Origin of the sequence: Streptomyces bobili (genome assembly GCF_002154575.1) — a bacterium.
In the GTDB taxonomy this organism is placed as follows: domain Bacteria; phylum Actinomycetota; class Actinomycetes; order Streptomycetales; family Streptomycetaceae; genus Streptomyces; species Streptomyces bobili.
On sequence record NZ_MUBA01000547.1, the window covers coordinates 546 to 757 of the forward strand.

The window sequence follows — 212 nt, forward strand, 5'->3', positions numbered from 1 at the left end:
AGGACGAGGAAGAGGACGAAGTAGCCCAGGGCGGTCAGGGTGGCGACGCGCCGCTGCCACCGGTAGGCGGTGCGCAGCAGCCGCAGATCGCTGTGGTGGCCGAGGGGTGCGTGGTGGGCGGGTGGGCGGTGAACGGGTTCGGGTACCGGCAGCGGGGACTGCCAGGGATACGTGAGATGAGGCGGGGACGGGTCGTGGGACATCCCGTACTC

1 pseudogene is annotated in these 212 nt (G+C 70.8%); it reads right to left on the minus strand.

What is annotated here, in order from left to right:
- A pseudogene (locus tag BZL64_RS39975) lies at nt 1–212 on the minus strand (DUF485 domain-containing protein); the annotation flags it as partial.